Here is a 24,246-nt window from a genome sequence, read left to right on the forward strand (position 1 = left end):
GAAACCTGCACCTGCAATCGTCGCCCGATGACATCCATCAGATCGCAACCATCGCGCAATGAATTCGCTAACACTCGCGCCAACTAGCATCACTGGGCAGTTTGCGTTTGCTGCGCCTTGTTTTGTTCCGCCTGTGCTATAGCTTTGAAATCATAGGTCGGATAGAACTCGGTTTTGTAACTTCCCCACGCTGTATTTTCAAGTGCAAGGTTTACTTCGGCAAGACGGGAGGCCGGGAAGCGCACTGTGACGACTTGTCCGATACCCATCATTATGTTCCAACTGACAACCTCTACTCCCGCAGGTGGAAATGCCTTATAGAATCCTTGTTTGGCAAGTTGAGCCTTTAATTCGCCCAATGGCCGTGATTGATCGTGCTTTAAAAATACGGTCAGCATGACCGCATTATCTGGCGTGGCAACGGCATTTTTTGCAGGGGAATTTGTTGTGGACTGCGCATTGACAGCGCCGCAGAAGGCCGAGGTTATCAAAAGCGTAGATGCAAGGAGTGTTTTGAGTGATTTCTGCATGTTGAAATTCCATGTTTTATTAGGCGGCAAGATTGATTTCAAGCGGTAACGCTACTCCAGCGGAACTACCTGAGTCATTTAGTGTGCTATGGGCGACTGGTTTCAGTTTGTGATATTAGTATCTGGCTTAATGGTGGACTTTGTTTCCACTGTTCCAGTGTAGGGGGCATGAACTACATAGATACGCACCAGAGGGTTATTGGCTATCATGTCGCGAGGCACTTCGCGAGAATAGGTGAATTCATTTGGATTCAACTTTTCCAATCGCCTGACTACGGTTTTGGTTGGCCCGATATCGGGCACTAAAATGTGGCTTTTTTGATCACCAGTGACAAAGAAGTAACCTCCACCTCCATTGTCGTACTTTGAATTTCCCGTATCGGTGTAAAAGAATTCATAGCGATTGCGTTCGGGATCCCACGTCGATATTCCTACCACGCCAGGATAATTCGCTTTTACGTCCGTTTGTGGTGCGCCCTCTATATAGACCTTGGTTGTCAGCCATCGAGGAGAAGATGCCAGAGCCCGAGTATCGGCAGTGGCGGGGGCTTGTTGCGCAAAACTACCCAGCGGACAGAACAATGCCGCAAGAAGTAGGCATGTAGAAGTAATGTTGTTCTTTTGCATGCGGATAACTCCTTATCTGCTTTTGTTGGTTGCTCGCTATTGATTATCCAGATTCAATGCGTGAAAAGTATAGGCTGGGAGTGAGGGGGGCAATAGCGGGGTAATGAATTGTAATAGTTCGGCGTTTTTTCGAAGTAATACTTCGTCGCGCTTGTTTTAGATGTGCTGGTTGTTTGGGTTTGCCTATATATTGAAATCACAAGGCTGGCTGTAGGAGCTTTCCGAAGTGATACACTCCGTTTTCCTATGTTTCATGTATGTGCCGAGGACTCAGATGTGGCGAGAAGTTGCTGGCGCGTAAAGCGTTTAAAAGATCGCAGCCTTCGGCAGCGCCTACACCGATCTATGTAGGAGCTGCCGAAGGCTGCGATCTTTTGATCCTCGGTAATACCTGAGTGTGTCGCGGCTAGTCTGCGTCAGGCGTTACTGAACCTTCGCCAAATCCCCTTTCAACGCAACGCCCGCCATGAGCGCCCCAGCATGGCACTCATAGTTCTTGGCATCCTTGCGCTCGTTGCTCTTGTAGAAACTGACGATGTTGGTCACGGCGTTGGCGCCGGCGTTCTTCGCTGCTTGGTGCAGGCTGATGATTGCCGATTGCGCGACCCACTCGCAGGCCACTTCGTCAGACTTGTTGAAGGCGTTGGTTTTCTTGTTGGTCACGGCACCCGTACTGAGGACGGTGACGTTGCCAGTCGGGGTATTGCCCGCCAGGTAGAATTTCACGCTGCCATCGATTTTGCCGGCGCGGGTTGCTTCGGCGACTGCTTTGTCAAAAGGCAGATACACCGCGGTGTCACGGGCCTGGCTGATGCCCGGCAACGCACAGATCAGCAGGGTGGCGGCGGCAGCGAGTTTCTTGAAGTGCATGGAGGTCTCCTTGACCCTGAGTAATTCCGATTACGACCAGCGGCGGAAAATCAACGAGGTGTTGACCCCACCAAAAGCGAAATTGTTGTTCATCACGTACTGGTTGCTCATCTGCCGGAATTCACCGCGCAGGTAATCGAGCTTGCCGCACTGCGGATCGACCTCATCGAGGTTGAACGTATGCACGTACTGGTCGCGGTTCATCATTTCGATGCTGAACCAGGACTCCAGAGCGCCGCAGGCTCCCAGGGTATGACCGAGGAAACTCTTCTGCGAACTGATTGGCATGTGTTCGCCGAACAACGCGCTGGTGGCCAGTGTTTCGGCAATGTCGCCCTGTTCCGTAGCGGTGCCATGACCGTTCACATAGCCGATGTCCGAAGGTTGCAGTCCGGCGTCTTCCAGGGCGAGTTCCATGGCCCGCCGCATGGTGAGCTGCTCCGGACGGGTGGCGTGCTGACCGTCGGCGTTGCTGCCGAAACCCACGATCTCGGCGTGGATATGTGCACCGCGCGCCAGGGCGTGTTCGAGTTCTTCAAGCACCAGCATGCCGCCGCCTTCACCGATAACCAGGCCATCGCGGCCGGTGTCGTAAGGGCGAGGGCTGGTTTGCGGGGCGTCGTTTTTCAGGCTGGTGGCGTAGAGCGCATCGAACACCATGGCTTCGGTCGGGCACAGCTCTTCGGCGCCGCCGGCGAGCATCAGCGGCAGGCGGCCGAACTTGATCGATTCGTAGGCATAACCGATGCCCTGGCTGCCGCTGGTGCAGGCGCTGGAGGTCGGGATCAGTCGGCCGGTGAGGCCAAAGAAGATGCTGATATTCGCTGCCGTGGTGTGCGGCATCATTCGTACGTAAGAGTTGGCGTTCAGGCCTTCGGCCACTGAGTTGAGCAGCATTTTGCCGAACGCCTTGATCTCGTCGGTGCTGCCGGTGGACGAGCCGCAGGAAACGCCCATGCGTCCGTCCTTGATCGACTCGTCACCCAGCAGACCGGCGTCCGTCAAGGCCTGTTCAGCCGCGCCCACGGCCAGGCGCGAGACGCGGCCCATGCTGCGCAGCTGCTTGCGGGTCCAGTGGCTTGGCACCTTGAAGTCATCGATCGGCCCGGCCAGGCGCGTGTTGAGTTCAGTGAAACGGTCCCACTCGTCCATGCGGCGGATGCCGCTGCGATTGGCGGCGAAGTTGCCGGCGATGGTGTCCCAGTCGCTGCCCAGTGAGGTAATGCCGGCCATGCCGGTGACGACGACGCGTTTCATCAGCACAGGCCTCCATTGACGGCCAGAACCTGCCGGGTGATGTACGACGCTTCCGCCGACATCAGGAAATTCACCGCACCGGCCACCTCTTCCGGGGTACCCATGCGTTGTGCGGGGATCATTTTCATCAGTTCTTCCACCGGCACGTTTTCGTCGAGCATCGCCGTGTCGATCAGGCCGGGTGCGACACAGTTAACCGTGATTTTGCGCTTGCCCAGTTCGATCGCCAGCGCCTTGGCTGCGCCGATCAAACCGGCCTTGGACGCGCTGTAATTGACTTGCCCGCGATTGCCGATCAGGCCGGAGACCGAGGTAATGCAGACAATCCGTCCGGCGGCGCGACGACGGATCATCGGCATCATTACCGGGTGCAGCACGTTGTAGAAACCGTCGAGATTGGTGCGCATCACCAGATCCCAATCCTCCTCGCTCAGGGCTGGAAAAGCACCGTCGCGGGTCAGGCCAGCGTTGAGCACTACGCCGTAATAGGCGCCATGAGCTTCGACATCGGCTTCGAGAATAGCTTTGCAACGGGCACGGTCGGACACGTCGAATTGCAGAATGCGAGCGTTGCGGCCCAGGGCCTCGATTTCGGCCTTGACGGCTTCGGCGTCCGCCAGACCACTGCGGCAATGCAGCACGATGTCATGCCCGGCTCGGGCCAGACGCAACGCGATGGCGCGGCCGATACCACGGCTGGAGCCGGTGACCAGTACGGATTCAGTCATCACTCGACTCCTTGGGGTTCATGAAGATATTGCGCGGCCTGAGGCGGGCGAAACACGTTCAGCCGGGCGGTGGCGTGGATGCCGGGGGCGGTGAGATGGCATTCGAACACACCCATGCCGTTGTCGTCTTCCAGCGAGCGTATCCCATGAATGGTCAACTCGGTGCCGGCGGGGAAGTGTTCCACGTTGCATTCGAATTTTCGGGTGCCGAGCAGGAAACCCAACTCCACCGCATTGCCTTTCTTGCGCGCATGGCAGCCGGCGTACGCGGCGACGCTCTGGGCCATCAGCTCGATGCCGACCCAGGCCGGCAGGCTGCCGTCGGGGCGGTTGAACAGCCCGCCGGGTTTGACGGTGAGTCGGGTGTGAATCTGCTCGTCATCGAACGACAGGATCTGCTCGATGAGGATCATGTCGCCAGCATGCGGCAGCAGTTCGGCGAGCGGCCAGGCAATCATGGGGCGTCTCCGATAATCAGGCTGACGTTATTGCCACCGAAGGCAAAGGAATTGCTCATCAGGTAGCGAGGTGCAATGGACGTCAGGTGGTCGGTCGGGGTCACCCAATGCAGGGCCGGTAATTCGGGGTCGGCCTTGCCGTCCCAGACGTGAGGCGGCAAGGCATGTTCGCTGTTGTCCGCGCTCAGGCTCAACCAGCAGAACGCCGCCTCCAGGGCACCGGCAGCGCCGAGGGTATGGCCGGTCATCGGTTTGGTCGATGAGCAGGGCACGCCTTGCGGGAATAGCGTCGTCACGGCCAGGCTTTCCATGGCGTCGTTATGTTGCGTGGCGGTGCCGTGCAGGTTCAGATAACCGATCTGCTGCGGTTGCAGGCCCGCGCGGCTCAAGGCTTTGCGCATCGCTTGCAGAGCGCCACGGCCGGTCGGTTCCGGCGCGGAAATATGGTGTGCATCGGAACTGGCGCCACTGCCGAGCAGGGCAATCGGTTGGCTATTGCCGGGGCATTTGCTCATCAGAAACAGCACCGCCGCTTCGCCGATATTGATGCCGTTGCGGTTGGCTGAAAACGGGTTGCAGCGCTGCTCGGACACCGCTTCCAGGGCCGAGAAACCGTTGAGGGTCAGCTTGCACAAGCTGTCGACACCGCCGCACAACACAGCGTCGCACACGCCCAGATCGAGCAGTCGTTGAGCACTCATCAGCGCACGGGCGCTGGAGGTGCAGGCGGTGGAAATCACATAGGCCGGGCCGCTCAATTGCAGCCAGTCGGCGAGAAACGTCGCCGGCGCGCCGAGTTCCTGTTGCTGATAGTCATAATCGGCAGGGAACTGATGCTCTCGGATGTAATGGGCCAGACCGCTGCTGGCCTCGTGAATGCCCGAAGTGCTGGTGCCCAGAATGACGCCGATACGGTCGCGACCGTAGGTCTGGATCGCCTGCTCGATGTCTTCGCGGATCTGCAGCGCAGCCTCCAGCAGCAATTGATTGTTGCGACTGCTTTGATGCGCCAGCTCAGCCGGAATCGGCGCCAGCTCACCGCGCACCGCCGCGACCGGCAGCGAGCGTTCCACCACCCAGCCGGCCTCGCTGCGCATGCCCGAGCAATCGCCGGCAAACAGGTTGCGGGCGACTTCCTGCTTGTCGCGGCCCAAGGCGCAGATCACCCCGAGGGCGTTCAGATAAGCCGTCATGGCGTGTGCTCGCCTAACGGAGTAATGCGATAGTGCGGGCCTTGGGACACGTTCAATTCAAAGCTCAATGGTTGTGAGTAACGAATGTTCCAGCGCGGTGACAATGACCGTTGCCCGCCATCCTGCCGGGCGGCGGGATAGCTGCCATGCAACTCGCCCGCAGGGGTCAACGCAAACAACAAGGCGGCGAACAGCTCCCGGGCTTCCGGATTAGGCGGCAGCAGGCCGTCGGCCTGCCACTGGCCATCGATCAATTTCTGCCGTGCCACGGGAATCCCCAAAGGGTCCATCATCGACCAGCGAATGCCTGGACCTTCACGCTGGATCACCAGTAGCCAGTCCTGACGCTGTTCGGCCATCTGCCGTTCGATGTGCAGTTGCAGCGGCAACGCCAGGTTCGGGGTTCGCTCGGGCAGCGGTGCCTGGCTGGCGCAAGCGCTCAGCAACAGGAGGCAACCCAGAAGCAGGAAACGGATCATCAGGCACACCCTTCAAGAGGCTTGCGCGCGACTACATTGACCAGAGTTTCTTCCCGTTGGCCAAAGGTTTTGGGCTGGCGCAGGCCGAAGCGTTCGAGCAGGCCGAAATCCTTGGCGCGACTCCACCACAAGTAAGGGTAAGACACGTTCTGCACGCCGAATTCAAAACCCTGCCGACGAATCATCTCCAGGTAGCCGGCGGCGCTCTTCTGCACGTGCATCGGGTGGCGGAACAGCCAACGAATTACCCATGTATCAATGTAAGCCTCGGTGGACTCGGCGAACAGCAAATAGCCGCCCGGCTTGAGCACCCGATAGAACTCGGCCAGGGCCTGATCCTGCTCGACAAGGTGATGGAAGGTCTGGTGACAGAACAGCAGATCGACGCTGGCGTCCGGCACTTTGATGTTCGCGCAGTCACTGCCGATGAGTTCTACATCCATGCCCTGGCGAGCCGCTTCTTCGCCGCTCAGGTTCAGGCTGTGAGGGTCGGCATCCAGCCCGATCAGGCGCCGAGGCGCGAAGGTCTGGCGCAGGTACTGGAACGATTTGCCCTGGCCGCAACCGGCATCCAGCAATACCGGGTTGTCGGGCAATGGCGCGCTGAACAGGTCGCGCAAATCATTGATCGCCACTCGCAATACATGGTGCTGCCAGGTGTGACTGCGCAGAAACCAGAAACCGAAACGGGTTTCTTCGACATAGTTGTCGCTCAAGTAACTCATGTCGGATCCTGGGCGCACAGGTCCGAAATCATCCGCAGTCGACGTTTGGGTTCGCTGACAAACGGGTTGCGTTCATCCCAGGCGTAACCCGCGAGGATCGAGCTGATCATGCGGCGGATTTCCGCTGCGCCGCCCTGATAGAAAATCACATCCTGAAAGGTCCCGGCGTACCAGCCTTCGACGTAGCAACGGAAGGTGTCGACGCCGCGCTTGAGCGGTTCGGCGAACTCGGTCTGCCAGTCGACGCTTTCACCTTGCAATTGGCGGTGCAGCACCCCGGCGGCCATGCTCGCCGAACGCATGGCGATGGTCACACCGGAAGAGAACACCGGGTCGAGAAATTCCGCCGCGTTGCCCAACAGAGCGAAACCTTTGCCGTGCAGGGTTTTGACGTTGGCAGAATAGCCGCCGATGGTCCGCGCGGGCGTATCCCACACGGCGTTGTTCAGCACACCGGCCAGGCTTGGGGTTTCAGCGATAAAGCCGCGCAGGCAATCGTCCAGATTCTCGGTGCGGCCTGCGAAATGTTCGGCGGCCGCCACTACGCCCACCGAGCAACGGCCGTTGCTGAATGGGATGGTCCAGAACCAGATATCCCGCTGGGTCGGATGGGTAGTGATGAGAATTTTCTCCCGGTCGAAAGCCGGGTTGTCGATACAGTCTTCGACATGGGTAAACACGGCTTGGCGCACCGGGAAGTTCGACGGTGCTTCAAGATCGAGCAAGCGCGGCAGCACGCGACCGTAGCCGCTGGCATCGAGCACGAAGTCGGCCTCGACGCGGTATTGACTGCCGTCTTCGCGAAGCACATCGAGCTGCGGTTTCGGCAGGCTGAAATCGGCGCTGACGATGGCTTCGCCATAACGGACATCGACACCCTGCAACTCAGCTTGATCGGCCAGCAGCTTGTCGAAGTCGGCGCGCGTGACCTGGAACGTGGTCGGCTTGCCGTTGGTGAAGGTGTCGCCGAAATCGAAGGTGCTGTACTGATCGCCCCAAGCGAACGCTGCACCGTTTTTGCGCTGGAAACCAGCAGCATTTACCGCCTCGAGCATGCCGGCTTCTTCGACGAAATCCAGGCAGTGGGACAGCAGGCTTTCACCGATGGAAAACCGTGGGAAATGCTGGCGCTCGATCATCAGCACATCATGACCTTTACGCTTGAGCAGCGCGGCGGCGATGGCGCCCGAGGGGCCGGCGCCGATTACCAGTACCTGACGACGTTCCATTTCAACTGTTGGCACGGGTGCTCCTTGCCGGGGCGGCGATGTTCAAAGGGATTCGGTGCATGCCGGCGAGTGCCGGCAGCAGGGTTGCGATCAGGCCCATCAGCATCAGCGCGAAGTACAGCGCCGGGCTGATGAGCTGTTGTTGCAGCAGCAGGTTGAGAAAGACGATCTCGCTCAAGCCGCGAATATTCAGCAGCAGGCTTTCCCGCCAGCGGCTGGCACCTTCAAACGAGGCGCCAGCCCAGCCGAGGCCCAGCCAGTTGCCCAACAGTTTGCTGGCGATCGGCAACAGCAGGAGCGCGGCCAGTTGCACGCCGCTGAGACTGTCGATGGCGCTGTGCACGTTGATCTGCACGATGCCGAACGTGAGGATCAGCGGGATGGCAATCCAGGTTTGCAAACGGCTCATCCACGCCGCCGACAATGGCAGCACCAATGGCACCTTGAGCGTGGCCATGCACAGCAGATAGCCGATGCCGAAAATCAGCGCATTGAGTTTGAAGTGTTCGGCGACCACCAGCAGCGCGAAGAAGCAGCCGCTGTGCAGCAACGGTTGGCGCAACCCGAGCAGCCGCAGCAACAACGGCAGGCAGGCGCCGGCCAGCGGCAGCAAGAGGCTGCTCAGGTGCAGGCTGCCTTGGGCGAACGCGAACAGGGTCCAGCAGGTCAGGTCGATCAGGATCGCGGTCTGCACCAGGCGTCGGGTGGCAGCGGGCGGGTAGTTGATGTGTCGCAGGTACAGATACAACACGGGAATCGCGGTGATGGCGAACAGCAGACCGACCGCCAGCGAGCTGATCCACGGCTGCGGCGGCAACAACCAGACTGCCGTTACCAGCCCGCAGGCAAACGGAATGCAGAAACTCGGCAGGGCGATTTTCAGGCTCTGGCGTTCCAGCCGCAGGTCAATCACGTCGCTGAGGATGTGCCCCAACAGTAAGGCAAAGCTCAGACTGTAGAGGTTCTTCAGCCAGTCCGGCGAGATCAGGTCGGCGCCGCTCAAGTGCCAGCCCGGTTCGATCCAGAAGTACATCAGCAATGGCAGGCCGAAGGTCGCCAGCAGCAACTGGCTGACAATCGGAATCAGACCGAAATGACGACCGATACGGGTGGCCACGGCGAACAACACCAGGGCCATCAACCAGAACACAGCGACCATCATGCTGCCGGCTCCGTGATTGGGGCGGCGTGGACTTGGCGTCCGGCCCACGGCGCCAGAATGAAACTGAACGCCAGGCCGAGGCTCACCGACAGGCCGAAGTTGCTCACCGCCGGCGTGCTGGACACCGCCAGCAGGCCGAACGACAGCCAAGTGGTCACCGCTGCCAGCAAAGTGCCCAGCAGGCTCGCCGCAGCACCACCGATCTGTTCGCGCATGAGGATCGCATAATCGACGCTGATCGCCGTCACCAGCAAGAGGCCGAACAGGCTGAACAATGTCAGCGGCTGACCGAGCCAACCCAGGCTTGCCAGACTGCACAGGGCCGCCAGCAATGGCAGGGAGACGATGCGTAACGCGCCACCGAGACCGAATGGCAGGATCAGCACCAGCACGATCAACACGCAGGAGGCGAGTTTCAGTTCAGCGGCGCTGATTTGAGTGGCGGCGAAAACCTGGTTCAGTTCGCCGAGGCGATCCACCAGTTCCACACCCGGCAAGTCCAGCGCCTGGACCCGCAGCAGCGTGGGATTGTTCAAGCCTTGCAGGCTGACCATCGCCGCCACGCCGTCATCGGTCGGTCCCAGCCACAGGGTGCGGTAGGGCTCGGCCAATGGGCCGGCCAGCGCTGCGTCGATGTCTTCGGTGGGCAGCGCCTGCAACGTTGCCAACTCGGCTTGCAACGCGGCGGCCGGCACGCCGAGTTCGAGCAACGGTTGCCAGAACTGCGGCAGTTTGCTCAGTGCTTCACGCACTTTGCGCTGTTCGCTCGGCTGGCTGACCAGTTGATTGAGCGACAGATAGCCCTGAAGTTTCTCCAGATTGACCAATTGATCCAGACGCTCGCTCAGTGCCGTCAGGCGTTCGAGCAACTCCTGCTGATTGGTCGCGCACACCAGGAAGAACTGGCTGGTAGGCTGATAGCCGGTGATGCGCGCGATGGTCTGGGCTTCGTCAGTCAGTTGCTGCGGCGTGCCGACCCATTGGCGAATGTCGTTTTTGCTCTGCAACTGCAACAGACCGCCGACACAGAAGGCGATCAGCAGTGCCAGCAGTACCGGCGTGCGCAAGTATTTCAGCAGCGATTCACGCAGCTCCAGCAACTTCTCGGCGATGCGCATCGGCCATTGTGCCGGACGCAGATCCACGCCCTTGAGCAGCGCTGGCAGCAGGCACACTGCCGACAGATAGGCGCCCACCAGACCGGCGGCGGAGAACACGGCAATTTGGGTCAGGGCCGGGAACGGCGTCCAGGCCAGGGCCAGGTAGCCGATGCAACTGGTGATCAGGCTCAGCGTCAGCCCCGGCAGGGTCAGGCGCAACGCCGGCCAGCTGTGCCAGGGTTTCAGGCTCCAGCTTTTGGACAGGTAATGCAGCGGGTAATCCACCGCCACGCCGATCAGGCTGGAGCCCAACACCAGCGTCATCACATGCATGTGACCGAACAGCGCCACGCAGGCAACCGCGCCGAACAGCATGCCCACCAGCACCGGGACGAATGCCAACAACACCCGCCAGCGCCGGAAGGCCAGCAACAGCAACAACAAAATCCCGACCGTGGCGCCGCCGCCGACCCAGGTCATCTCGCGTGCGGCTTGCCGTTGACCGCTGGCGGCATACAACAGGCCACTGGCGGCGAGTAGTTGCACATCCGACCGGGCGGCTTCTTCGCGACTGTGCTGGAGCAGGTCAGCCACTTGCAGCGGCAGGTTCATGTCGAATGCGTTGCCGACGGTTTGCGCCCGCAGCATCACCCAACTCTTGCCGTCAGCATCGGCAACCAGCGCACCGCTGCCGATGTCCAGTTGCACAGAGCCGTGCTGTGGCTGGCTGTTCTGGATGCGCCCGGTCAGGCCGAGCCAGTCGTCCTGGCTCGGCACCAGGCTGAAGCCGGTGAACGGGTCGAACAGGGCTTGTACCCGTTGCTGAATAAAGACGTCGGGGTGCTCGATGAGTTGCTGCCGGTCGGTCGCGGACAGCATCGCCAGGCGGCCTTGCAGCAATTGCGTGCGTAGCGCCGGCAAGTCGGCCTGCAGGTTCCACTGGACCTTTTCGAACACGCCGCTGGCCTGCCATTGCTCGCCCAGCTTTTGCGCCATGGCGATGGCTTGCTGGCGGTCTTTATGGCCGACCAGCACCAGCATTTCCCGATTCAATGGTTCTTGCATGCGTTGTTCGGCGCGCAGTTCCAGGGCGTCCGGCGCGGTGCCTGGCACCAGTTCCATCAGGTTGGCCGACAGTGGTGCGTCGCCGCGCCATTGCCAGCCGGCGAGCGCGAGCACCGCCAGCAGCAGGATCAGAAACAGCCGCGGCAGCATCCGTTCACTCGGCAAAGTCATGTTGCTCCGCATCGCTCAAAGGTTGTGCGCTGGTGCTGTCCTGCATGCGCAACAGGGTTCGGTCACCCTGGGTTTCGAGCAGCTCGATGCTGTGCACCAGTTCGCCACCGTCAATGTTGATCTGATTGAACACCTGCTTGAGCAGCATCGAACGCGGGGTCAGGGTCAGCTTCCAGTTTTGTGCGTCGCCGCTCAGCGAAAGCTCGAAATCCCGTTGCAGGCCACTGCTGTCGCCTTGCAGCACCGCGAGGAACAAGCGGTTCTGCTCGGCGCCGGCGCTCTTGTTCGGCAGCATTTGCCAACCGTTGGCATCACGCCGGGCAATGCCCTTGTCGCTGATGCGGTAGTCCTGTTGCAGCGGGGTTTTCAGCAGCCAGAGCAGACCATGGTTTTTTGCCAGAACGAAGGTGCCCTTGCTGGTCAGCGGCTGGGGCAGGGCGCGCAGGTGTTTTTCCTGGATGAAGCTGCCGTGGATCACATCGGGTTTGGCCAGTTGATCGCTGAGCTGTTGCAGATCGAAGGCTTGCGCCAATGATGAAAGCCCGAGCAACGCGAAGGCGCCGAGGCATTTGAGCAGCGAATTCATGGCAGCATCCTTTCAACCGCGTCGGTGAACACCTTCGGTGAGGCCAGCTGCATTTCGCGGCTGCTCATGTCGACGGCGACCTGCACGGAACAGGCGCGGGTCAGGCGCTCGCCGGTGGCCAGATCGCTGATCAGATAGGTGATCTTCAGGCGGTTTTCCCACTCCACCAGGCTGGCGCGCACATTCAGCATCTGGCCGAACACGGCACCGCGCACATAGCGCAGCTGCAAGTCGATCACCGGCCACGCGTAACCCGACGCCACCATGGCGTCGTAGTTGTGGCCGATCTTGTCCAGCAGCGCACAGCGGGCGACTTCCAGGTATTTGACGTAATGGCCGTGCCAGACCACGTTCATGGTGTCGACGTCAAAGAACGGTACGAGGATTTCCGTGTCGGTGTGAAGCACTCCCTTGCTACGCATGCAGCCTCCAGTGTTGTTCGGCGATGCGTTGCAGGCACAGGCGCAATTCACCTTCCAGCGCACGGTCTTCGATGACCGGCGGGAAGTCCTTGGCCAATTCTTCGTGCATCGCGGCCAGGGCCGGTGGCAGTGGGCGCGCGTCTTCAGCCTGGCCGCGCAGCCAGACGCCTTGGTTGGCAGCCAGCAGCGTGGCAGCGGCGACTTGTTCGGTCAGCTCCAGCACGCGGATGGCGTCGCGGGCGGCGATGGTGCCCATGCTGACTTTGTCCTGGTTGTGGCACTCGGTGGAACGCGAGAAGACGCTGGCTGGCATGGTGTTTTTCAGCGCCTCGGCAGTCCAGGCACTGGTGCCGATCTGCACAGCCTTGAAGCCGTGGTTGAGCATCGCGCGGTCGGCGGTGGCGCCAGACAGGTTGCTTGGCAAACCATGGTTGTAGCGCTCGTCCACCAACAGTGCGAGCTGACGGTCGAGCAAGTCGGCGACGTTGGCCACCAGGGTTTTCAGGCTGTCCATGGCGAAGGCGATATGGCCGCCGTAGAAGTGCCCACCGTGCAGTACGCGTTCGGCTTCGGCGTCGATGATCGGGTTGTCGTTGGCGCTGTTGAGTTCGATCTCGATGAACGAGCGCAGCCAGTTCAGGCTGTCGGCCAGCACACCGAGCACGTGCGGCGCACAACGCAGGGAATAACGGTCTTGCAGGCGATGCAGCGGCGCGGTCGGCGCATCGATCGCCAGGTCCTTGCGCAACCATGCGGCGACTTGCATCTGCCCTGGATGGGGTTTGGCGGCGAACAGGCGCTCGTCGAAGTGTTCCGGGTTGCCCTGCAAAGCGACCACGTTCAGCGCGGTGATGCGCGTGGCCAGTTGCAGCAGGTAATCAGCGCGGGCATAAGCCAGGCAAGCGAGGCCGGTCATCACGGCGGTGCCGTTCATCAGCGCCAGCGCTTCTTTGGGGCGCAATACTAGCGGTTCCCAGCCCAGTTCGCTGTGCACATCGGCGGCTTGTCGACGCTCACCACGGAACATCACTTCGCGCTCGCCGGACAAGGTCGCGGCGACGTAGGACAGCGGCGTCAGATCACCACTGGCGCCCACCGAACCTTCTTCCGGAATCAGCGGCAGAATGTCGTGTTCGAGGAAGGCTTGCAGACGCTCCAGCAGTTCCACGCGTACCCCGGAAACGCCGTAGCAAAGCGATTGCAAACGCGCCGCCAGCACCGCGCGGGTGGCTTGGGCGTCGAGCAGTTTGCCCAGGCCGCAGCCGTGGAAGGTATACAAGTGACGGGGCAGAGCTTCGACGTGGTGCAGCGGCACCGCCACCACACAGGAATCGCCATAACCGGTGGTCACACCGTAAATCACGCCTTCCTTGTCCAACAGGGAGTCAAGGAACTGCGGCCCCTTGGCGATGCGCTGGCGAAACTCGGGGTCGCCCTGCAACTGCGTCGGCACCTGGCGGTTGGCCAGGGCTAACACGTCCTCGATGCACAAAGGGAGTTCGCCGAAGGTTACCGGCTCAAGCGTTGGCGTCGTCATCGGTCTTCCAGAAAGGGTAAAAGTTGAACCATTGTTGGGGCGCTTCAAGGCAATAGTGACTCAGGCGTTCGGCGTAGCGGGAGGCCCACTGATGAATGACCTGTTCGCGGTCGCTGCGTTTCCACACGATGGCGTCGGCGAACGGTTCGAGGGTCAGTCGATAGTCGCCAGTGGGTTTCTTCAGGCACAGCATCAGGTTGATCGGGCATTTCAGCAGACCGGCCAGCAACCATGGGCCCTGAGGAAACGCGGCTTGATGGCCGAGGAAATCCACGCTCACGCTGCGTCCGCCATGCAGCGGCACGCGGTCGCCGGCAATCGCCAGCCATTCGCCGCGCTCCAGGCGTTCATGCAGTTGCAGCATGATCACCGGGTCCAGCTCGCTGACCTGGATCAGCCGCAGATTGGTCGCCCCGGCTTCGCCCAGCAGACGGTTGAATTGTTCGGCGTGCTTGGTGTGCACCAGCACGTTCATGGTGACTTTCTCACCGATCTCGGCCAGCGCCCGGCAGACCTCGAGATTGCCCAGGTGTGCGCCCACCAGCATTTGCCCGCGTGTACCGCGCAGTTTATTGCGCAGCAGCGCCGGGTCGATGATTTCGATTTGATCGATGCTCAGCTTGCCGTTCCACACATCGAGCTTGTCGAGCATAGAGTCGGCGAACGCCATGAACTGGCCGAACACCCGCCAATGGCTCGGGCGCAATTCGCTACGACCGCTCCAGTCGGCAAGCCGCTGCTGGTATTGCCAGGCGCTTTGGCGGGCGCTGCGTCCGAACAGGAAAAAATACAGCACGATGCCGTACAGCAGCGGGCTCAACAGTCGGCGACCCAAGACTTTTGCGCAGAGCGCGGTGAACTTCATCAACCAGAAACTGCCGCGCTCCTGGCGGTCGGCCCAATGCTGTTTGTCTGCGTTGTCGCTCATGCTCGCCACCGTCGCCAGAGGATCACCGGTGCGCGCAGCAACATGCCGAAGAACAGCCGGGTGTGCATGCTCGAAATCAGTACATTGTCGTGGAACAGGCGGAAATGCGAGACGCCATCCAAGGGGTAATGGACCTTGGTTTTCAGCCACTGCATTGGCATATTGCGCCAGGCAAGGCGCACCAGGATGTCGGAGTCGAAGTCCATGCGTTTACCAATCCTGGCCGAGTCGATCAGTGCCAGTGTTGGTGGCAATGGGTAGACGCGAAAGCCGCACATGGAGTCGCGAATCTGCAATGACAGGGTGTTGATCCACACCATGACGTGCGTCAGGTAGCGGGCGTACAAACGGCCCTTCGGCACGCTGTCGTCGTATTGCGGATAGCCGCAGATCACCGCCTCGGGATTAGCGCGCGAATGCTCGATGAAGACTTTGACGTCTTGCAGGTCGTGCTGGCCGTCAGCGTCCACCTGCAAGGCGTGGCTGAAGCCCAGGCGCGAAGCTTCGCGCAAACCGGTCATCACCGCGCCGCCCTTGCCTTGATTGACGGTGAGCCTGATCAGGTAAACCCGGTCACGCAGGGCCAGTTGATCAAGTACCTTGGCGCAGGCCGGACTGCTGGCATCGTCCACTAGAATGCAAGGCAGGCCACTGGCAAGCAGGGCATCGACCACGGCAGTGATTGCGGTTTCGTGGTTGTAGACCGGGATTACGGCGCAGGGGTTATGCATGATGGCGTGCATCTGAAGGATCGAGGTGTCTGCATCGCGAGCAGGCTCGCTCCCACAGGGAAATCGTGTTTAACAGAGATCCAATGTGGGAGCGAGCCTGCTCGCGATTGAGTGCGTAGCACTCACCAAAGTTATGCATCGCTGGCAGCCTCCAGCAAAATCCGCCCACTTGAGCAGGTGGCGGTTTCATTGCGATAGGCGAAATACAATTTGCTGCGCGCCGAGTCGAAGCGCAGGTGCAACTGGATTTCATCACCGGGGCGCACCAGTTGCTGGAATTTCAGCACTTCCATACCGGCGAATTTTGCCGGCAGATCCATCAATTGCTGACCCAGGCTCAGCGCCCAATCCACCTGCACCACGCCGGGCAATACCGGTGTCTGAGGGAAATGCCCGCTGAAATACGCCAGGTCTGGCGGGACGGCCAGTTGCAGGCTCCACTCGCCATCGGTGTCGATCTGCTCCAGCACTTCCGGCGCCTTTGGGCGTGGCGCCAGCAATATGGTCTCCACGTCGGCCTGAGGCAGTTTACCTTGAGCGTTCAGTGGCAATTGTCGCAACAGGCGCCAGCGACGGGGCAGGGCGAGTGCTTCGCAATGCTGGCTCAGGTGTTGGCGCAACTCCTGAGTAAGCGTACGTCGACCCTGATTGCGCAAGGCATGCAAACCCTGCTCGCTCAACACCAGCAGCGCGCCCAGCGAAGCACGGTTTTCCTGGACGACGCCAAGCCGCGCTTCAGCGACCCACTCATGGGTCATCAGCGCTTGTTCGAGCATCGGTAGCGAGATACGTTTTTCTTCCAGTTTGACGATTCGGTCCAGCCGTCCCAACAGCTCGAAACGGCCGTCGGCGGCGATGCGCGCGGCATCGGCGGTGTGTTCGATATGGCCGGCCGGCAAGTACGGTGAGGCGATAAGCAAGGCGCCATCGCTGTCCTGGCTCAGCGCAACCTCGGCGAAGGGCTGCCAGAGATTCTGGCCCTGACGCCAGGCGATGCCGCCGGTTTCCGAGCTGCCGAAGATTTCTGTCGGCCATTGTTGCAGGCGCTCATGCAGGCTTTGCGCCGCATCGGCGGGCAACGCGCCACCGGAGGAAAACACTCGGCGCACCGCGCTCAGCGCTGGCCAGTCGAGGTTGTCGCCCATGCGTTTGAGCAGTGCCGGGCTGGCGACCCAGGCGAAGGCCGAGTGTTCGCGGCTGGCGCGTTGCAGGTCTTCCGGGAAGGCCAGTTGTTTACGCACGAACGAGCGCCCGGCGCACAACGGCCACAGCACCCGAAACAGCAACCCGTAGATGTGCTGGGTGGCGACGCTGCCGATGATGCAGGCCTCGCCCAAATCTGCGCCCCACAGGTGCTCCAGCGCTTTGACTTCATTGGCCAGTTGGCGCAGGGTTTTGTCGATGCGCTTGGGTTCGCCACTGGAGCCGGAGGTGCACAGGCTCAGCTGACAGCGATCCAGATCCAGCGGGCTGGCCGGCAGCGGTGGATGCTGATAATCGCTCAAATGAGCATCGTCGGCCTGATCGGTCAGCCACAGATCGACCTCGGTCGACCAGCGCTGGCGAGTCTGCGCTTGCAGGTCGGCGGGCAGCAGCACGCTGACCCCGGCACGCCAGGCGCCGAGCAGGGCAATGGCCAGGTCGGCAGCGTCCTCAAGGTGCACGGCGATGCGCTGTACGCCTTGCGCTTGCAGGCCGGCAGCCAGGCTCAGGGCCTGTTCGCACAATTGCGCGTGATTTAACGCAGGTTGCACCGTCACGGCTCGGTCCGGCTGAGCTTTGAGCAACAGTTGCTCAAGTGTTATCCAATTCATGGGCGGCCTCTTACCCGTTGTCGTATCAGCCATTCAATGGCAAACATCAGGCCGATCAATCCGTAGGAGATCAGGCCGGTGTACAACATCCACCAACTCAGCGGCGCCCAAAGGGTCAGGGCGGCGGCGCACAAGCCGTTGCAGAGAAAAAACACGCTCCAGGCAATCGTCACCTGGCGGGTGTAGCGAATGGCCCTGGCCGGTAATTCCGGCTCTCGCAGACGGGCCAGGCGTTCGATCATCGGTGGGCCGTATTTCAGGCTCAGGCCGAACAGCACCAACATGAACGCGCTGATCAGCACCGGGTACCAGCGCAGCAGCACCGGGCTGTCGAATAGCGCCAGCAGCAGGCAAAACCCGATGGCGACCGTGGCCATCCACAGGCTTCCGGGGCGCCGCTCGCCGGTCAGCGCTCGCGCCAGCCACAGGCTACCCAGCAGCAGACCGAACTGCCACGGGGCAAAATGCTCCATGCCGAAATACACCGCAAAGGGGTACAACAGGCCTGCCAGCAGCAGGCCCAGGCCGATCAATCGGCTCATGCGGCGGGTTGAACCAGACGGTAGACCGCCTCGACCACGTCGCTGACGGTACGCACCGATTTGAATTCTTCGGCGGCGATTTTCTTGCCTGTCTGGCGTTTGATGTGATCGATCAGATCGACCGCATCGATGCTGTCGATTTCCAGATCCTGATACAGGTTGGACCCCAGGCTGATGCGCTCGGGCTCCAGCTCGAAGAGTTCGACCAGAGCATCGCGCAGGGTATTGAAAATATCGTCACGAGTTTGCATGGTCCGGTCTCAAGCTGCCTGTTTTGCAGTGACGAACGCCGCAAGGCTCGCCACGTTGGTGAAGTGATTACGGGTGTCCTTGGCGTCGGCATCGATTTTGATACCGTACTTTTTCTGAATCGCCAGACCGAGTTCCAGGGCGTCTACCGAGTCCAGGCCCAAGCCTTCGCCGAACAGTGTCTGGTCATCGCCAATGTCTTCGACGCTGATGTCTTCGAGGCCCAGGGCGTCAATGATCAGTTCTTTGATTTCACGGTGTAGATCGCTCATCTTCGGCGAGCTCCTTAATAAAGTAATGGTGCAAATAATCATTGAGCTTGCGCGAGGCTTGGGGCGCGGGCCCCTGCGTAGCGAAGGCCTGTGGGTCTATATCGGCCCCGACACGAAAACTGAAGTGCACGCGGCGTTTGGGGATCCGATACCAGGGTTCGGCCTTGGTTAATGTGCTCGGGCTGACCTTGATGATCACCGGGGTGAGGATTTTCGCACCGCGCACAGCGATTGCCGCGCCCCCCCGATGAAATGCCGGTGGTTTGCCGGGTTGAGTGCGGGTGCCCTCGGGGAAAATGATCAGGGTCTGACCGCTTTTCAGCGCGTCGGCAGCGGCGTCGAGCATGTCCATGCTGCCGTCGTTGCTGATGTAATCGGTGCGACGTAGTGGGCTGCGGGTGAACGGATTTTCCCAGAGGCTTTTCTTGACCACGCAGTTGGCGTGGCCTACCAGGCCGATCAAAAACACCACATCGATCAGCGAAGGGTGATTGGCGACGATCATCTGGCCTGGCCGCCCAAGCTTTTCCGCACCCTGAATGTCATAAGTCAGCACGCCAGTGCGAGCCATGAACCGAATGAAAAACCAGAAACAGCGGCTCACCGTCTGTCGTGCCCGCTGACGATGGGCCTGGGCGTTTCCCGGCAAGCAACTCAACAGCGGGAACACCACCAGTCGCAGGCATAGCCCGCCCAACCCGAACAGGGTGAAGCTTGCGGCAGTGGCCAGCAGGCGCCAGTAATAGGCGTCGCGGTTTTTATCGGTTACAGGTTGCGTTGCCAGGTCCATAGACGATTTTTCCAGGCATGTTGGCAGGTGGTCTGCTGGCCGAGCAGGGTACGCAACAGATTCAGGGCATGGGGCCAGTGGGCTTTGGACAACGCTTGCGAGGTGCTGTTCAGCGACAGCTGCCACTGATTGCCGGGCGTAATCAGCAGGCCGACCGCATAAGGGAATGGCACGTCGTCGATCCAGGCCGAGTAGGCCGTGGGCGGTTGCTCTTCCGTCACTACCAGCAGTACCGCAGGCGCTCCTTCATCAAGCAATGCCGCCGCCTCTAGCATGCCGTGTTCAAGGCCATCACCGGCCGCAGCGAGGGCGGTCATTTCGCTGGTTTCGCCGCGCATGATCGACCATAGGCCGATGACCGCGTTGTGCACCGACAAGCTGAACTGAGTGGGCGACAACGGTTGGTCAGTCGCCAGATCGCTGAGAATTTCGAAAGTGCGCGGGGTTTCGCCGTGGCGGGAAATAAAGACCAGCGGTAGGTCCTGGCGACCATCAGCCAACGGCCAGCCAACGCTGAATGCCATCCGCGCCAGACGGCTGAGTCGCCGACGCTGCATAGCCGGCAAAAACGACACATCGGGGGCGGCATCGCTGGGCTCGAGCACGACCGGTTGTCGGCTCCAGGCCTGCCAATCATCCACGCTTTCAAGCCCAGGGGCCCACGCGCGCCATTGGGCGATGTTGAAATTGATCACAGACATTCATCCCGCCCCTGCGGGCTTCCTTGACGCGGTGAGTCGCAGAAATCGCGGCTGACCTTACGTGGCGCTTAACGCCGAGTGGTGCGCATTATCCCGGTGCGGCGGGCGTGTAGCAAATGCTGGTTACATTTTGCGCAACGAAATGTACCGTCTGGTTCGCGAAAAAACTGTCGTTTGGCCATTATCCACGTTGCAGCGGACATGTCTGTCGGCTCTATCGGCTGTCAATGGACGAGTTGGCGGCTTCTTCCGACGGATATTTACCAATGACTGTGTAGTCCCGATGCCGGCGAGGTAGCTAAGCAGCGCCGTGGACTACTACACTCGGTCATTCTTTGATACACGGAGGTTTTGACATGCGGCGCGTGGTGTTCAATCAGAAAGGTGGCGTGGGCAAGTCAAGCATTGCCTGTAATCTGGCGGCGGTCAGCGCCAGCGAAGGCTATCGTACGCTGTTGGTGGATCTCGATGCTCAGGCCAACTCCACTCAATACCTGACGGGACTCACCGGTGATGATATCCCGATGGGGATCGCTGACTTCTTCAAGCAAACCCTGTCCTCCGGACCGTTCTCGAAGAAAAACCAGGTCGATATCTACGAAACCCCATTCGACAACCTTCACGTCGTCACCGCCACCGCCGAGCTGGCTGACTTGCAGCCCAAGCTTGAGGCCAAGCACAAGATCAACAAACTGCGAAAATTGCTCGAGGAGCTGGACGGCGATTACGACCGAATCTACCTCGATACACCGCCAGCACTGAATTTCTATGCCGTCTCGGCCTTGATCGCCGCTGATCGTGTATTGATTCCCTTCGACTGCGACAGTTTCTCGCGTCAGGCGCTGTATGGCCTGCTGGCGGAAATCGAAGAGTTGAAGGAGGACCACAACGAAGGGCTGGAAGTTGAAGGCATCGTCGTCAACCAGTTCCAGGCACGCGCCAGTTTGCCTCAGCAAATCCTCGACGAACTGATCGCCGAAGGGCTACCGGTGTTGCCGGTGTACCTGGCAAGCTCGGTGCGCATGCGCGAATCCCACCAGGCCAACACGCCGCTGATCCACCTCGACCCGCGGCACAAGCTGACCCAGCAGTTCGTCGACCTGCACAACCTTCTCGAAAACACCTGATTCCTGCAAACAACACCGAACCACTGTGGGAGCGAGCCTGCTCGCGAAAGCGGAAGTCCAGTCAACAGAGATGTTGAATGTGAAACCCTCTTCGCGAGCAGGCTCGCTCCCACATTTATTTGTGGTGGCTCTAAATCCCTTGGCTACGCAGCCAGCTCATCAACTGCGGCAACGGGAAGGCCCCGCTCTGGCGAGCCACTTCCCGGCCGTTCTTGAACAGAATCAGGCTCGGAATCGAGCGAATCCCCAGCTGTGCCGACAATTGCTGATTCGCCTCGCTGTCCAGCTTGGCCAACCGACACTTGCCCGCCAACTGACCCGCCGCTTGCTCGAACACCGGCGCAAACGACTTGCACGGCCCGCACCAGTCCGCCCACACATCCACCAGCAACGGCAGGTCGCCCTTGATCTGACTGGCGTAATCGCCTTGCTTCAACTCGAATGGCTTGTTGAGCAGGACTTCGGCCTTGCAGCGGCCGCACTTTGGGTGGTCATTGAGACGCTCGGCGGGAATGCGATTCAGCCCGTTGCAGTGGGGGCAGGGGATGAGGAGTGGGTCAGTCATGAGGATGGTCCTGTTAAGAAGCCGATTACTTCTATTTGGAGACGTTTGCTCATGTTTTCAATCGTGCAGCGACCTGCGATGTAACTAGGCTGGGTTGTACTGAGCGACACTGTTGGTCTGCTTAGAATTATCGCAACTTGCGATATTTTTTATCTGTGATTAATCTCCATAGCAGAATGCGATAAGGATGTTGCATGCATGTGTTCACCGAAAAACCAGTCCGTGAGGCCAAGGAAAAGTGGCCGCGGGCAGCCAATGCACTGGAGCAGTGGTATCGACTTGCCAAAGGGAGTAACCCAAGAGACTTCGCGGCGATGAAGTCGATTTTCCCCGCGACTGACAAAGTCGGCGAGTTTCATGTGTTCGACATCGGTGGCAACAAGTTGCGGCTGATCGCTTTCGTCAGGTATCGGTCTCAAAAGCTTTATATCAAGCATGTGCTGGATCACCGCGAATATGACCGCGGTAAATGGAAGGAGGGAAGGTCATGAGTGTTCTGATCAAAAAGGCTGCCGAGCATTGGGAGTTCGTCTCGCCATTGCTTCGAAAACCGAAAAACGAAGACGACTACGACAGGTTGGCGCAGGCACTCGATGAATTGCTTGAGATGACCGGGGATGATGAGTCGCACCCGTTGATGAGCTTGGTGGATATCATCGGTGACTGGATTGCGGAGTGGGATCGCAAGCATCACCCCATGCGCGAGGCCTCTGGTGCAGAGGTTCTCGGCTATATGATGCGCGAACACGGCCTCAGCCAGAGCGAACTGCCCGGCGTTGGCACTCAGTCGGTGGTTTCCGAGATATTGAGCGGCAAGCGTCAGCTCAACCTGCGGCAGATCCGCTGGTTAGCCGAACGCTTTGGTGTATCAGTGGAGACGTTTATCTGACCCGTCTACGACGAACAACTGATCTCCAAATGCTTACCCCACTCCGGTGGCCGCTCGGCATAACTCTCCATTCCAGGTTGTTCCTCGAACGGATTGCTCAATACTGCGTGCAAACGACGAACTTCCGCATAGTCGCCGCTTTCCGCCGCATCGATGGCTTTCTGCGCCAGATAGTTACGCAGGATGTACAGCGGATTGACCGCATGCATTCGTTTGCGGCGCTGTTCCTGGTCAACCACACCTTCACGAGCAACCCGGGCGATGTAGAGCTCGCCCCACGCATCGAAGCCCTTGATGTCGACGAAGTCATCGCGCAAGCGGCCGATGGCCAGTTCGGGTGACTCATCCCCCAGGCGGCGGAAGAACAGGCTGTAGTCGACGCCGCTGTTCTGCATCAGCTGCAGCAAGTGTTCCAGCAGTTTCTGGTCGTCGTCTTCGGCAGTGGTGAAACCGAGGCGGCGGCGCATCAGGTCCAGGTAGTGGGCCTGAAACAGCGGCAGGTACAGGCCGAGGGTTTCGCGCAGGGCTTCGACGCTGATGAACGGCGTCAGGGCCTGGGCGAGGGCGCTGAGGTTCCACTGGCCGATCGGCACCTGGTTGCTGAAGGAGTAACGACCCTGATCATCGGAATGGTTGCAGATGAAGTGGGCGTCGAAGTCGTCGAGGAAGGCGAACGGGCCGAAGTCGAAGGTGATGCCCAGGATCGACATGTTGTCAGTGTTCATCACGCCGTGGCAGAACCCATAGGCCTGCCATTTGGCGATCAGCTCGGCGTTGCGCTCGACGATTTCGCGGAACATCGCCAGGTACGGTTCCGGCTGTTCCAGGCAATGCGGGAAATGCATGGCCAGCACATGGTCGCCGAGTTCTTTCTGTTGCTCGGGGCGCTTGGTGTAGTAGAAAAATTCGAAATGCCCGAAGCGCACATGGCTCGGCGCCAGGCGCAAGACCATGGCCGCGCGTTCCTGTTTCTCGCGCCAGACGGGCGTGTCGGAGCCGATCACGCACAGCGCGCGAGTGGTGGGAATGTTCAGCGCATGCAAGGCTTCGGAGGCGAGAAACTCGCGGATCGACGAGCGCAGCACCGCCCGTCCATCACCCATGCGCGAGTAAGGCGTCTGGCCGGCGCCCTTGAGGTGCAGGTCCCAATGTTCACCGGCTTCGTTATAGACCTCGCCCAGTAACAGGCCGCGACCGTCGCCCAGTTGCGGGTTGTAAGAGCCGAACTGATGCCCGGAATAGACCATTGCCCGCGGCTCGGCTTCGGCCCAGAGCTTGTGGCCACCGAACAGCTCGGCGAACACCGGCGTTTCGGCCGCGGCCGGGTCCAGGTCCAGCAGCGCCATGGCGGCGGGGCTGGCGACCACCAAGCGTGGCGCGGCGATGGGCTCGGGCAGCACATGGGTTGAGAACGCGTCGCCCAGGCGGGCGAAGCGATTGTCGAAGGTCAGTTCGTCGAGGGCTTTCAACGGCCATCTCCAGCAGAATGTCCGAGCATT

At 60.2% G+C, this 24,246-nt stretch carries 28 protein-coding genes; 3 read left to right on the forward strand and 25 right to left on the reverse strand.

All coding sequences use genetic code 11. The annotated features are described in order from the left end of the window. Window positions 1-89 precede the first annotated feature (89 nt). The 23 genes from AB7M29_RS05430 to AB7M29_RS05540 form a co-directional block, all read right to left on the reverse strand. Window positions 90-530 carry a hypothetical protein gene (locus AB7M29_RS05430; protein WP_052965079.1) on the reverse strand — a complete coding sequence of 147 codons (441 nt, stop codon included), beginning with the start codon at window positions 528-530 and terminating at the stop codon, window positions 90-92. A gap of 102 nt (window positions 531-632) precedes the next feature. Continuing rightward, complete coding sequence (locus tag AB7M29_RS05435; protein ID WP_454246473.1) at window positions 633-1,157, reverse strand: DUF4822 domain-containing protein; 525 nt, start codon at window positions 1,155-1,157, stop codon at window positions 633-635. A gap of 423 nt (window positions 1,158-1,580) precedes the next feature. Then, window positions 1,581-2,027 (reverse strand): excinuclease, encoded by a 447-nt coding sequence (locus AB7M29_RS05440; RefSeq protein WP_217855412.1) that lies wholly within the window; start codon window positions 2,025-2,027, stop codon window positions 1,581-1,583. 30 nt (window positions 2,028-2,057) lie between these two features. Continuing rightward, window positions 2,058-3,284 carry a beta-ketoacyl-ACP synthase gene (locus AB7M29_RS05445; RefSeq protein ID WP_454246474.1) on the reverse strand — a complete coding sequence of 409 codons (1,227 nt, stop codon included), beginning with the start codon at window positions 3,282-3,284 and terminating at the stop codon, window positions 2,058-2,060. After that, complete coding sequence (gene fabG / locus AB7M29_RS05450) at window positions 3,284-4,012, reverse strand: 3-oxoacyl-ACP reductase FabG (RefSeq protein WP_217855416.1); 729 nt, start codon at window positions 4,010-4,012, stop codon at window positions 3,284-3,286. Before fabG ends, AB7M29_RS05445 begins: the two co-directional genes overlap by 1 nt. Continuing rightward, the gene (locus tag AB7M29_RS05455) at window positions 4,012-4,470 is read right to left on the reverse strand and encodes a hotdog family protein (protein WP_454246475.1); all 459 of its coding nucleotides are present in this window, start codon (window positions 4,468-4,470) and stop codon (window positions 4,012-4,014) included. The genes fabG and AB7M29_RS05455 overlap by 1 nt, the downstream gene beginning before the upstream one ends. After that, complete coding sequence (locus tag AB7M29_RS05460) at window positions 4,467-5,663, reverse strand: beta-ketoacyl-[acyl-carrier-protein] synthase family protein (protein ID WP_454246476.1); 1,197 nt, start codon at window positions 5,661-5,663, stop codon at window positions 4,467-4,469. Before AB7M29_RS05460 ends, AB7M29_RS05455 begins: the two co-directional genes overlap by 4 nt. Further along, on the reverse strand, window positions 5,660-6,142 hold the full coding sequence (locus AB7M29_RS05465; protein WP_217855420.1) for a DUF3261 domain-containing protein: 483 nt from the start codon (window positions 6,140-6,142) through the stop codon (window positions 5,660-5,662). Before AB7M29_RS05465 ends, AB7M29_RS05460 begins: the two co-directional genes overlap by 4 nt. Continuing rightward, complete coding sequence (locus tag AB7M29_RS05470) at window positions 6,142-6,867, reverse strand: class I SAM-dependent methyltransferase (protein ID WP_217855427.1); 726 nt, start codon at window positions 6,865-6,867, stop codon at window positions 6,142-6,144. The genes AB7M29_RS05465 and AB7M29_RS05470 overlap by 1 nt, the downstream gene beginning before the upstream one ends. Continuing rightward, window positions 6,864-8,111 carry an NAD(P)/FAD-dependent oxidoreductase gene (locus tag AB7M29_RS05475; RefSeq protein WP_454246477.1) on the reverse strand — a complete coding sequence of 416 codons (1,248 nt, stop codon included), beginning with the start codon at window positions 8,109-8,111 and terminating at the stop codon, window positions 6,864-6,866. The genes AB7M29_RS05470 and AB7M29_RS05475 overlap by 4 nt, the downstream gene beginning before the upstream one ends. After that, a complete protein-coding gene (locus tag AB7M29_RS05480) occupies window positions 8,098-9,258 on the reverse strand; it encodes a sodium:proton antiporter (RefSeq protein ID WP_217855431.1) in 1,161 nt (386 codons plus the stop codon). The genes AB7M29_RS05475 and AB7M29_RS05480 overlap by 14 nt, the downstream gene beginning before the upstream one ends. After that, window positions 9,255-11,594: an MMPL family transporter gene (locus tag AB7M29_RS05485; RefSeq protein ID WP_454246478.1), complete on the reverse strand. Its 2,340-nt coding sequence runs from the start codon at window positions 11,592-11,594 to the stop codon at window positions 9,255-9,257. The genes AB7M29_RS05480 and AB7M29_RS05485 overlap by 4 nt, the downstream gene beginning before the upstream one ends. After that, complete coding sequence (locus tag AB7M29_RS05490) at window positions 11,578-12,180, reverse strand: outer membrane lipoprotein carrier protein LolA (RefSeq protein WP_454246479.1); 603 nt, start codon at window positions 12,178-12,180, stop codon at window positions 11,578-11,580. Before AB7M29_RS05490 ends, AB7M29_RS05485 begins: the two co-directional genes overlap by 17 nt. Beyond that, window positions 12,177-12,602 carry an acyl-CoA thioesterase gene (locus AB7M29_RS05495; protein WP_217855437.1) on the reverse strand — a complete coding sequence of 142 codons (426 nt, stop codon included), beginning with the start codon at window positions 12,600-12,602 and terminating at the stop codon, window positions 12,177-12,179. Before AB7M29_RS05495 ends, AB7M29_RS05490 begins: the two co-directional genes overlap by 4 nt. Continuing rightward, window positions 12,595-14,139 carry an HAL/PAL/TAL family ammonia-lyase gene (locus AB7M29_RS05500; protein WP_454246480.1) on the reverse strand — a complete coding sequence of 515 codons (1,545 nt, stop codon included), beginning with the start codon at window positions 14,137-14,139 and terminating at the stop codon, window positions 12,595-12,597. The genes AB7M29_RS05495 and AB7M29_RS05500 overlap by 8 nt, the downstream gene beginning before the upstream one ends. After that, window positions 14,120-15,067 carry an LpxL/LpxP family acyltransferase gene (locus AB7M29_RS05505; RefSeq protein ID WP_217855442.1) on the reverse strand — a complete coding sequence of 316 codons (948 nt, stop codon included), beginning with the start codon at window positions 15,065-15,067 and terminating at the stop codon, window positions 14,120-14,122. The genes AB7M29_RS05500 and AB7M29_RS05505 overlap by 20 nt, the downstream gene beginning before the upstream one ends. Beyond that, window positions 15,064-15,798, reverse strand: coding sequence for a glycosyltransferase family 2 protein (locus AB7M29_RS05510; protein WP_217855811.1), 735 nt, complete (start codon window positions 15,796-15,798; stop codon window positions 15,064-15,066). Before AB7M29_RS05510 ends, AB7M29_RS05505 begins: the two co-directional genes overlap by 4 nt. Before the next feature lie 131 nt (window positions 15,799-15,929). Beyond that, on the reverse strand, window positions 15,930-17,612 hold the full coding sequence (locus AB7M29_RS05515) for an AMP-binding protein (RefSeq protein WP_454246481.1): 1,683 nt from the start codon (window positions 17,610-17,612) through the stop codon (window positions 15,930-15,932). Beyond that, window positions 17,609-18,154, reverse strand: a complete 546-nt coding sequence (locus tag AB7M29_RS05520) for a COG4648 family protein (protein ID WP_030129182.1) — start codon at window positions 18,152-18,154, stop codon at window positions 17,609-17,611. The genes AB7M29_RS05515 and AB7M29_RS05520 overlap by 4 nt, the downstream gene beginning before the upstream one ends. Further along, window positions 18,151-18,405, reverse strand: a complete 255-nt coding sequence (locus AB7M29_RS05525) for an acyl carrier protein (RefSeq protein ID WP_007903178.1) — start codon at window positions 18,403-18,405, stop codon at window positions 18,151-18,153. The genes AB7M29_RS05520 and AB7M29_RS05525 overlap by 4 nt, the downstream gene beginning before the upstream one ends. A 9-nt stretch (window positions 18,406-18,414) precedes the next feature. Beyond that, complete coding sequence (locus AB7M29_RS05530) at window positions 18,415-18,675, reverse strand: phosphopantetheine-binding protein (RefSeq protein ID WP_217855446.1); 261 nt, start codon at window positions 18,673-18,675, stop codon at window positions 18,415-18,417. Further along, window positions 18,656-19,465, reverse strand: coding sequence for a lysophospholipid acyltransferase family protein (locus tag AB7M29_RS05535; protein ID WP_217855448.1), 810 nt, complete (start codon window positions 19,463-19,465; stop codon window positions 18,656-18,658). Before AB7M29_RS05535 ends, AB7M29_RS05530 begins: the two co-directional genes overlap by 20 nt. Further along, the gene (locus AB7M29_RS05540) at window positions 19,441-20,166 is read right to left on the reverse strand and encodes a beta-ketoacyl synthase chain length factor (RefSeq protein ID WP_454246482.1); all 726 of its coding nucleotides are present in this window, start codon (window positions 20,164-20,166) and stop codon (window positions 19,441-19,443) included. Before AB7M29_RS05540 ends, AB7M29_RS05535 begins: the two co-directional genes overlap by 25 nt. Window positions 20,167-20,522: 356 nt before the next feature. On the opposite strand from AB7M29_RS05540, the gene AB7M29_RS05545 reads away from it, so the two are divergent. Beyond that, complete coding sequence (locus AB7M29_RS05545; RefSeq protein ID WP_007903183.1) at window positions 20,523-21,293, forward strand: ParA family protein; 771 nt, start codon at window positions 20,523-20,525, stop codon at window positions 21,291-21,293. A gap of 130 nt (window positions 21,294-21,423) precedes the next feature. On the opposite strand, the gene trxC is transcribed toward AB7M29_RS05545, so the two are convergent. Continuing rightward, the gene (trxC, locus tag AB7M29_RS05550; RefSeq protein WP_030129872.1) at window positions 21,424-21,858 is read right to left on the reverse strand and encodes a thioredoxin TrxC; all 435 of its coding nucleotides are present in this window, start codon (window positions 21,856-21,858) and stop codon (window positions 21,424-21,426) included. Window positions 21,859-22,052: 194 nt separating this feature from the next. On the opposite strand from trxC, the gene AB7M29_RS05555 reads away from it, so the two are divergent. After that, window positions 22,053-22,349, forward strand: coding sequence for a type II toxin-antitoxin system HigB family toxin (locus tag AB7M29_RS05555; RefSeq protein WP_123721553.1), 297 nt, complete (start codon window positions 22,053-22,055; stop codon window positions 22,347-22,349). Then, window positions 22,346-22,747 carry a helix-turn-helix domain-containing protein gene (locus AB7M29_RS05560; RefSeq protein WP_217855450.1) on the forward strand — a complete coding sequence of 134 codons (402 nt, stop codon included), beginning with the start codon at window positions 22,346-22,348 and terminating at the stop codon, window positions 22,745-22,747. The genes AB7M29_RS05555 and AB7M29_RS05560 overlap by 4 nt, the downstream gene beginning before the upstream one ends. 5 nt (window positions 22,748-22,752) lie before the next feature. Here the strand turns inward: AB7M29_RS05560 and selO are convergent, their stop codons facing one another. Further along, on the reverse strand, window positions 22,753-24,216 hold the full coding sequence (selO, locus tag AB7M29_RS05565; RefSeq protein ID WP_454246483.1) for a protein adenylyltransferase SelO: 1,464 nt from the start codon (window positions 24,214-24,216) through the stop codon (window positions 22,753-22,755). Between the last annotated feature and the right edge of the window lie 30 nt (window positions 24,217-24,246).

The sequence above is a fragment of the Pseudomonas sp. F-14 TE3623 genome (assembly GCF_053629015.1).

Excerpts from the sequence above, each read along its gene's own strand:
- AB7M29_RS05430 (WP_052965079.1), bottom strand. The coding sequence starts at position 530 with ATGCAGAAATCACTCAAAACACTCCTTGCATCTACGCTTTTGATAACC.
- fabG (WP_217855416.1), bottom strand. The coding sequence starts at position 4,012 with ATGACTGAATCCGTACTGGTCACCGGCTCCAGCCGTGGTATCGGCCGC.
- AB7M29_RS05515 (WP_454246481.1), bottom strand. The coding sequence starts at position 17,612 with ATGAATTGGATAACACTTGAGCAACTGTTGCTCAAAGCTCAGCCGGAC.
- AB7M29_RS05445 (WP_454246474.1), bottom strand. The coding sequence starts at position 3,284 with ATGAAACGCGTCGTCGTCACCGGCATGGCCGGCATTACCTCACTGGGC.
- AB7M29_RS05560 (WP_217855450.1), top strand. The coding sequence starts at position 22,346 with ATGAGTGTTCTGATCAAAAAGGCTGCCGAGCATTGGGAGTTCGTCTCG.
- AB7M29_RS05490 (WP_454246479.1), bottom strand. The coding sequence starts at position 12,180 with ATGAATTCGCTGCTCAAATGCCTCGGCGCCTTCGCGTTGCTCGGGCTT.
- AB7M29_RS05545 (WP_007903183.1), top strand. The coding sequence starts at position 20,523 with ATGCGGCGCGTGGTGTTCAATCAGAAAGGTGGCGTGGGCAAGTCAAGC.
- AB7M29_RS05480 (WP_217855431.1), bottom strand. The coding sequence starts at position 9,258 with ATGATGGTCGCTGTGTTCTGGTTGATGGCCCTGGTGTTGTTCGCCGTG.
- AB7M29_RS05470 (WP_217855427.1), bottom strand. The coding sequence starts at position 6,867 with ATGAGTTACTTGAGCGACAACTATGTCGAAGAAACCCGTTTCGGTTTC.
- AB7M29_RS05505 (WP_217855442.1), bottom strand. The coding sequence starts at position 15,067 with ATGAGCGACAACGCAGACAAACAGCATTGGGCCGACCGCCAGGAGCGC.
- AB7M29_RS05465 (WP_217855420.1), bottom strand. The coding sequence starts at position 6,142 with ATGATCCGTTTCCTGCTTCTGGGTTGCCTCCTGTTGCTGAGCGCTTGC.
- AB7M29_RS05485 (WP_454246478.1), bottom strand. The coding sequence starts at position 11,594 with ATGACTTTGCCGAGTGAACGGATGCTGCCGCGGCTGTTTCTGATCCTG.
- AB7M29_RS05435 (WP_454246473.1), bottom strand. The coding sequence starts at position 1,157 with ATGCAAAAGAACAACATTACTTCTACATGCCTACTTCTTGCGGCATTG.
- AB7M29_RS05440 (WP_217855412.1), bottom strand. The coding sequence starts at position 2,027 with ATGCACTTCAAGAAACTCGCTGCCGCCGCCACCCTGCTGATCTGTGCG.
- AB7M29_RS05535 (WP_217855448.1), bottom strand. The coding sequence starts at position 19,465 with ATGGACCTGGCAACGCAACCTGTAACCGATAAAAACCGCGACGCCTAT.
- AB7M29_RS05500 (WP_454246480.1), bottom strand. The coding sequence starts at position 14,139 with ATGACGACGCCAACGCTTGAGCCGGTAACCTTCGGCGAACTCCCTTTG.
- AB7M29_RS05460 (WP_454246476.1), bottom strand. The coding sequence starts at position 5,663 with ATGACGGCTTATCTGAACGCCCTCGGGGTGATCTGCGCCTTGGGCCGC.
- AB7M29_RS05495 (WP_217855437.1), bottom strand. The coding sequence starts at position 12,602 with ATGCGTAGCAAGGGAGTGCTTCACACCGACACGGAAATCCTCGTACCG.
- AB7M29_RS05525 (WP_007903178.1), bottom strand. The coding sequence starts at position 18,405 with ATGCAAACTCGTGACGATATTTTCAATACCCTGCGCGATGCTCTGGTC.
- AB7M29_RS05530 (WP_217855446.1), bottom strand. The coding sequence starts at position 18,675 with ATGAGCGATCTACACCGTGAAATCAAAGAACTGATCATTGACGCCCTG.
- AB7M29_RS05555 (WP_123721553.1), top strand. The coding sequence starts at position 22,053 with ATGCATGTGTTCACCGAAAAACCAGTCCGTGAGGCCAAGGAAAAGTGG.
- AB7M29_RS05540 (WP_454246482.1), bottom strand. The coding sequence starts at position 20,166 with ATGTCTGTGATCAATTTCAACATCGCCCAATGGCGCGCGTGGGCCCCT.
- trxC (WP_030129872.1), bottom strand. The coding sequence starts at position 21,858 with ATGACTGACCCACTCCTCATCCCCTGCCCCCACTGCAACGGGCTGAAT.
- AB7M29_RS05510 (WP_217855811.1), bottom strand. The coding sequence starts at position 15,798 with ATGCATAACCCCTGCGCCGTAATCCCGGTCTACAACCACGAAACCGCA.
- AB7M29_RS05455 (WP_454246475.1), bottom strand. The coding sequence starts at position 4,470 with ATGATTGCCTGGCCGCTCGCCGAACTGCTGCCGCATGCTGGCGACATG.
- AB7M29_RS05520 (WP_030129182.1), bottom strand. The coding sequence starts at position 18,154 with ATGAGCCGATTGATCGGCCTGGGCCTGCTGCTGGCAGGCCTGTTGTAC.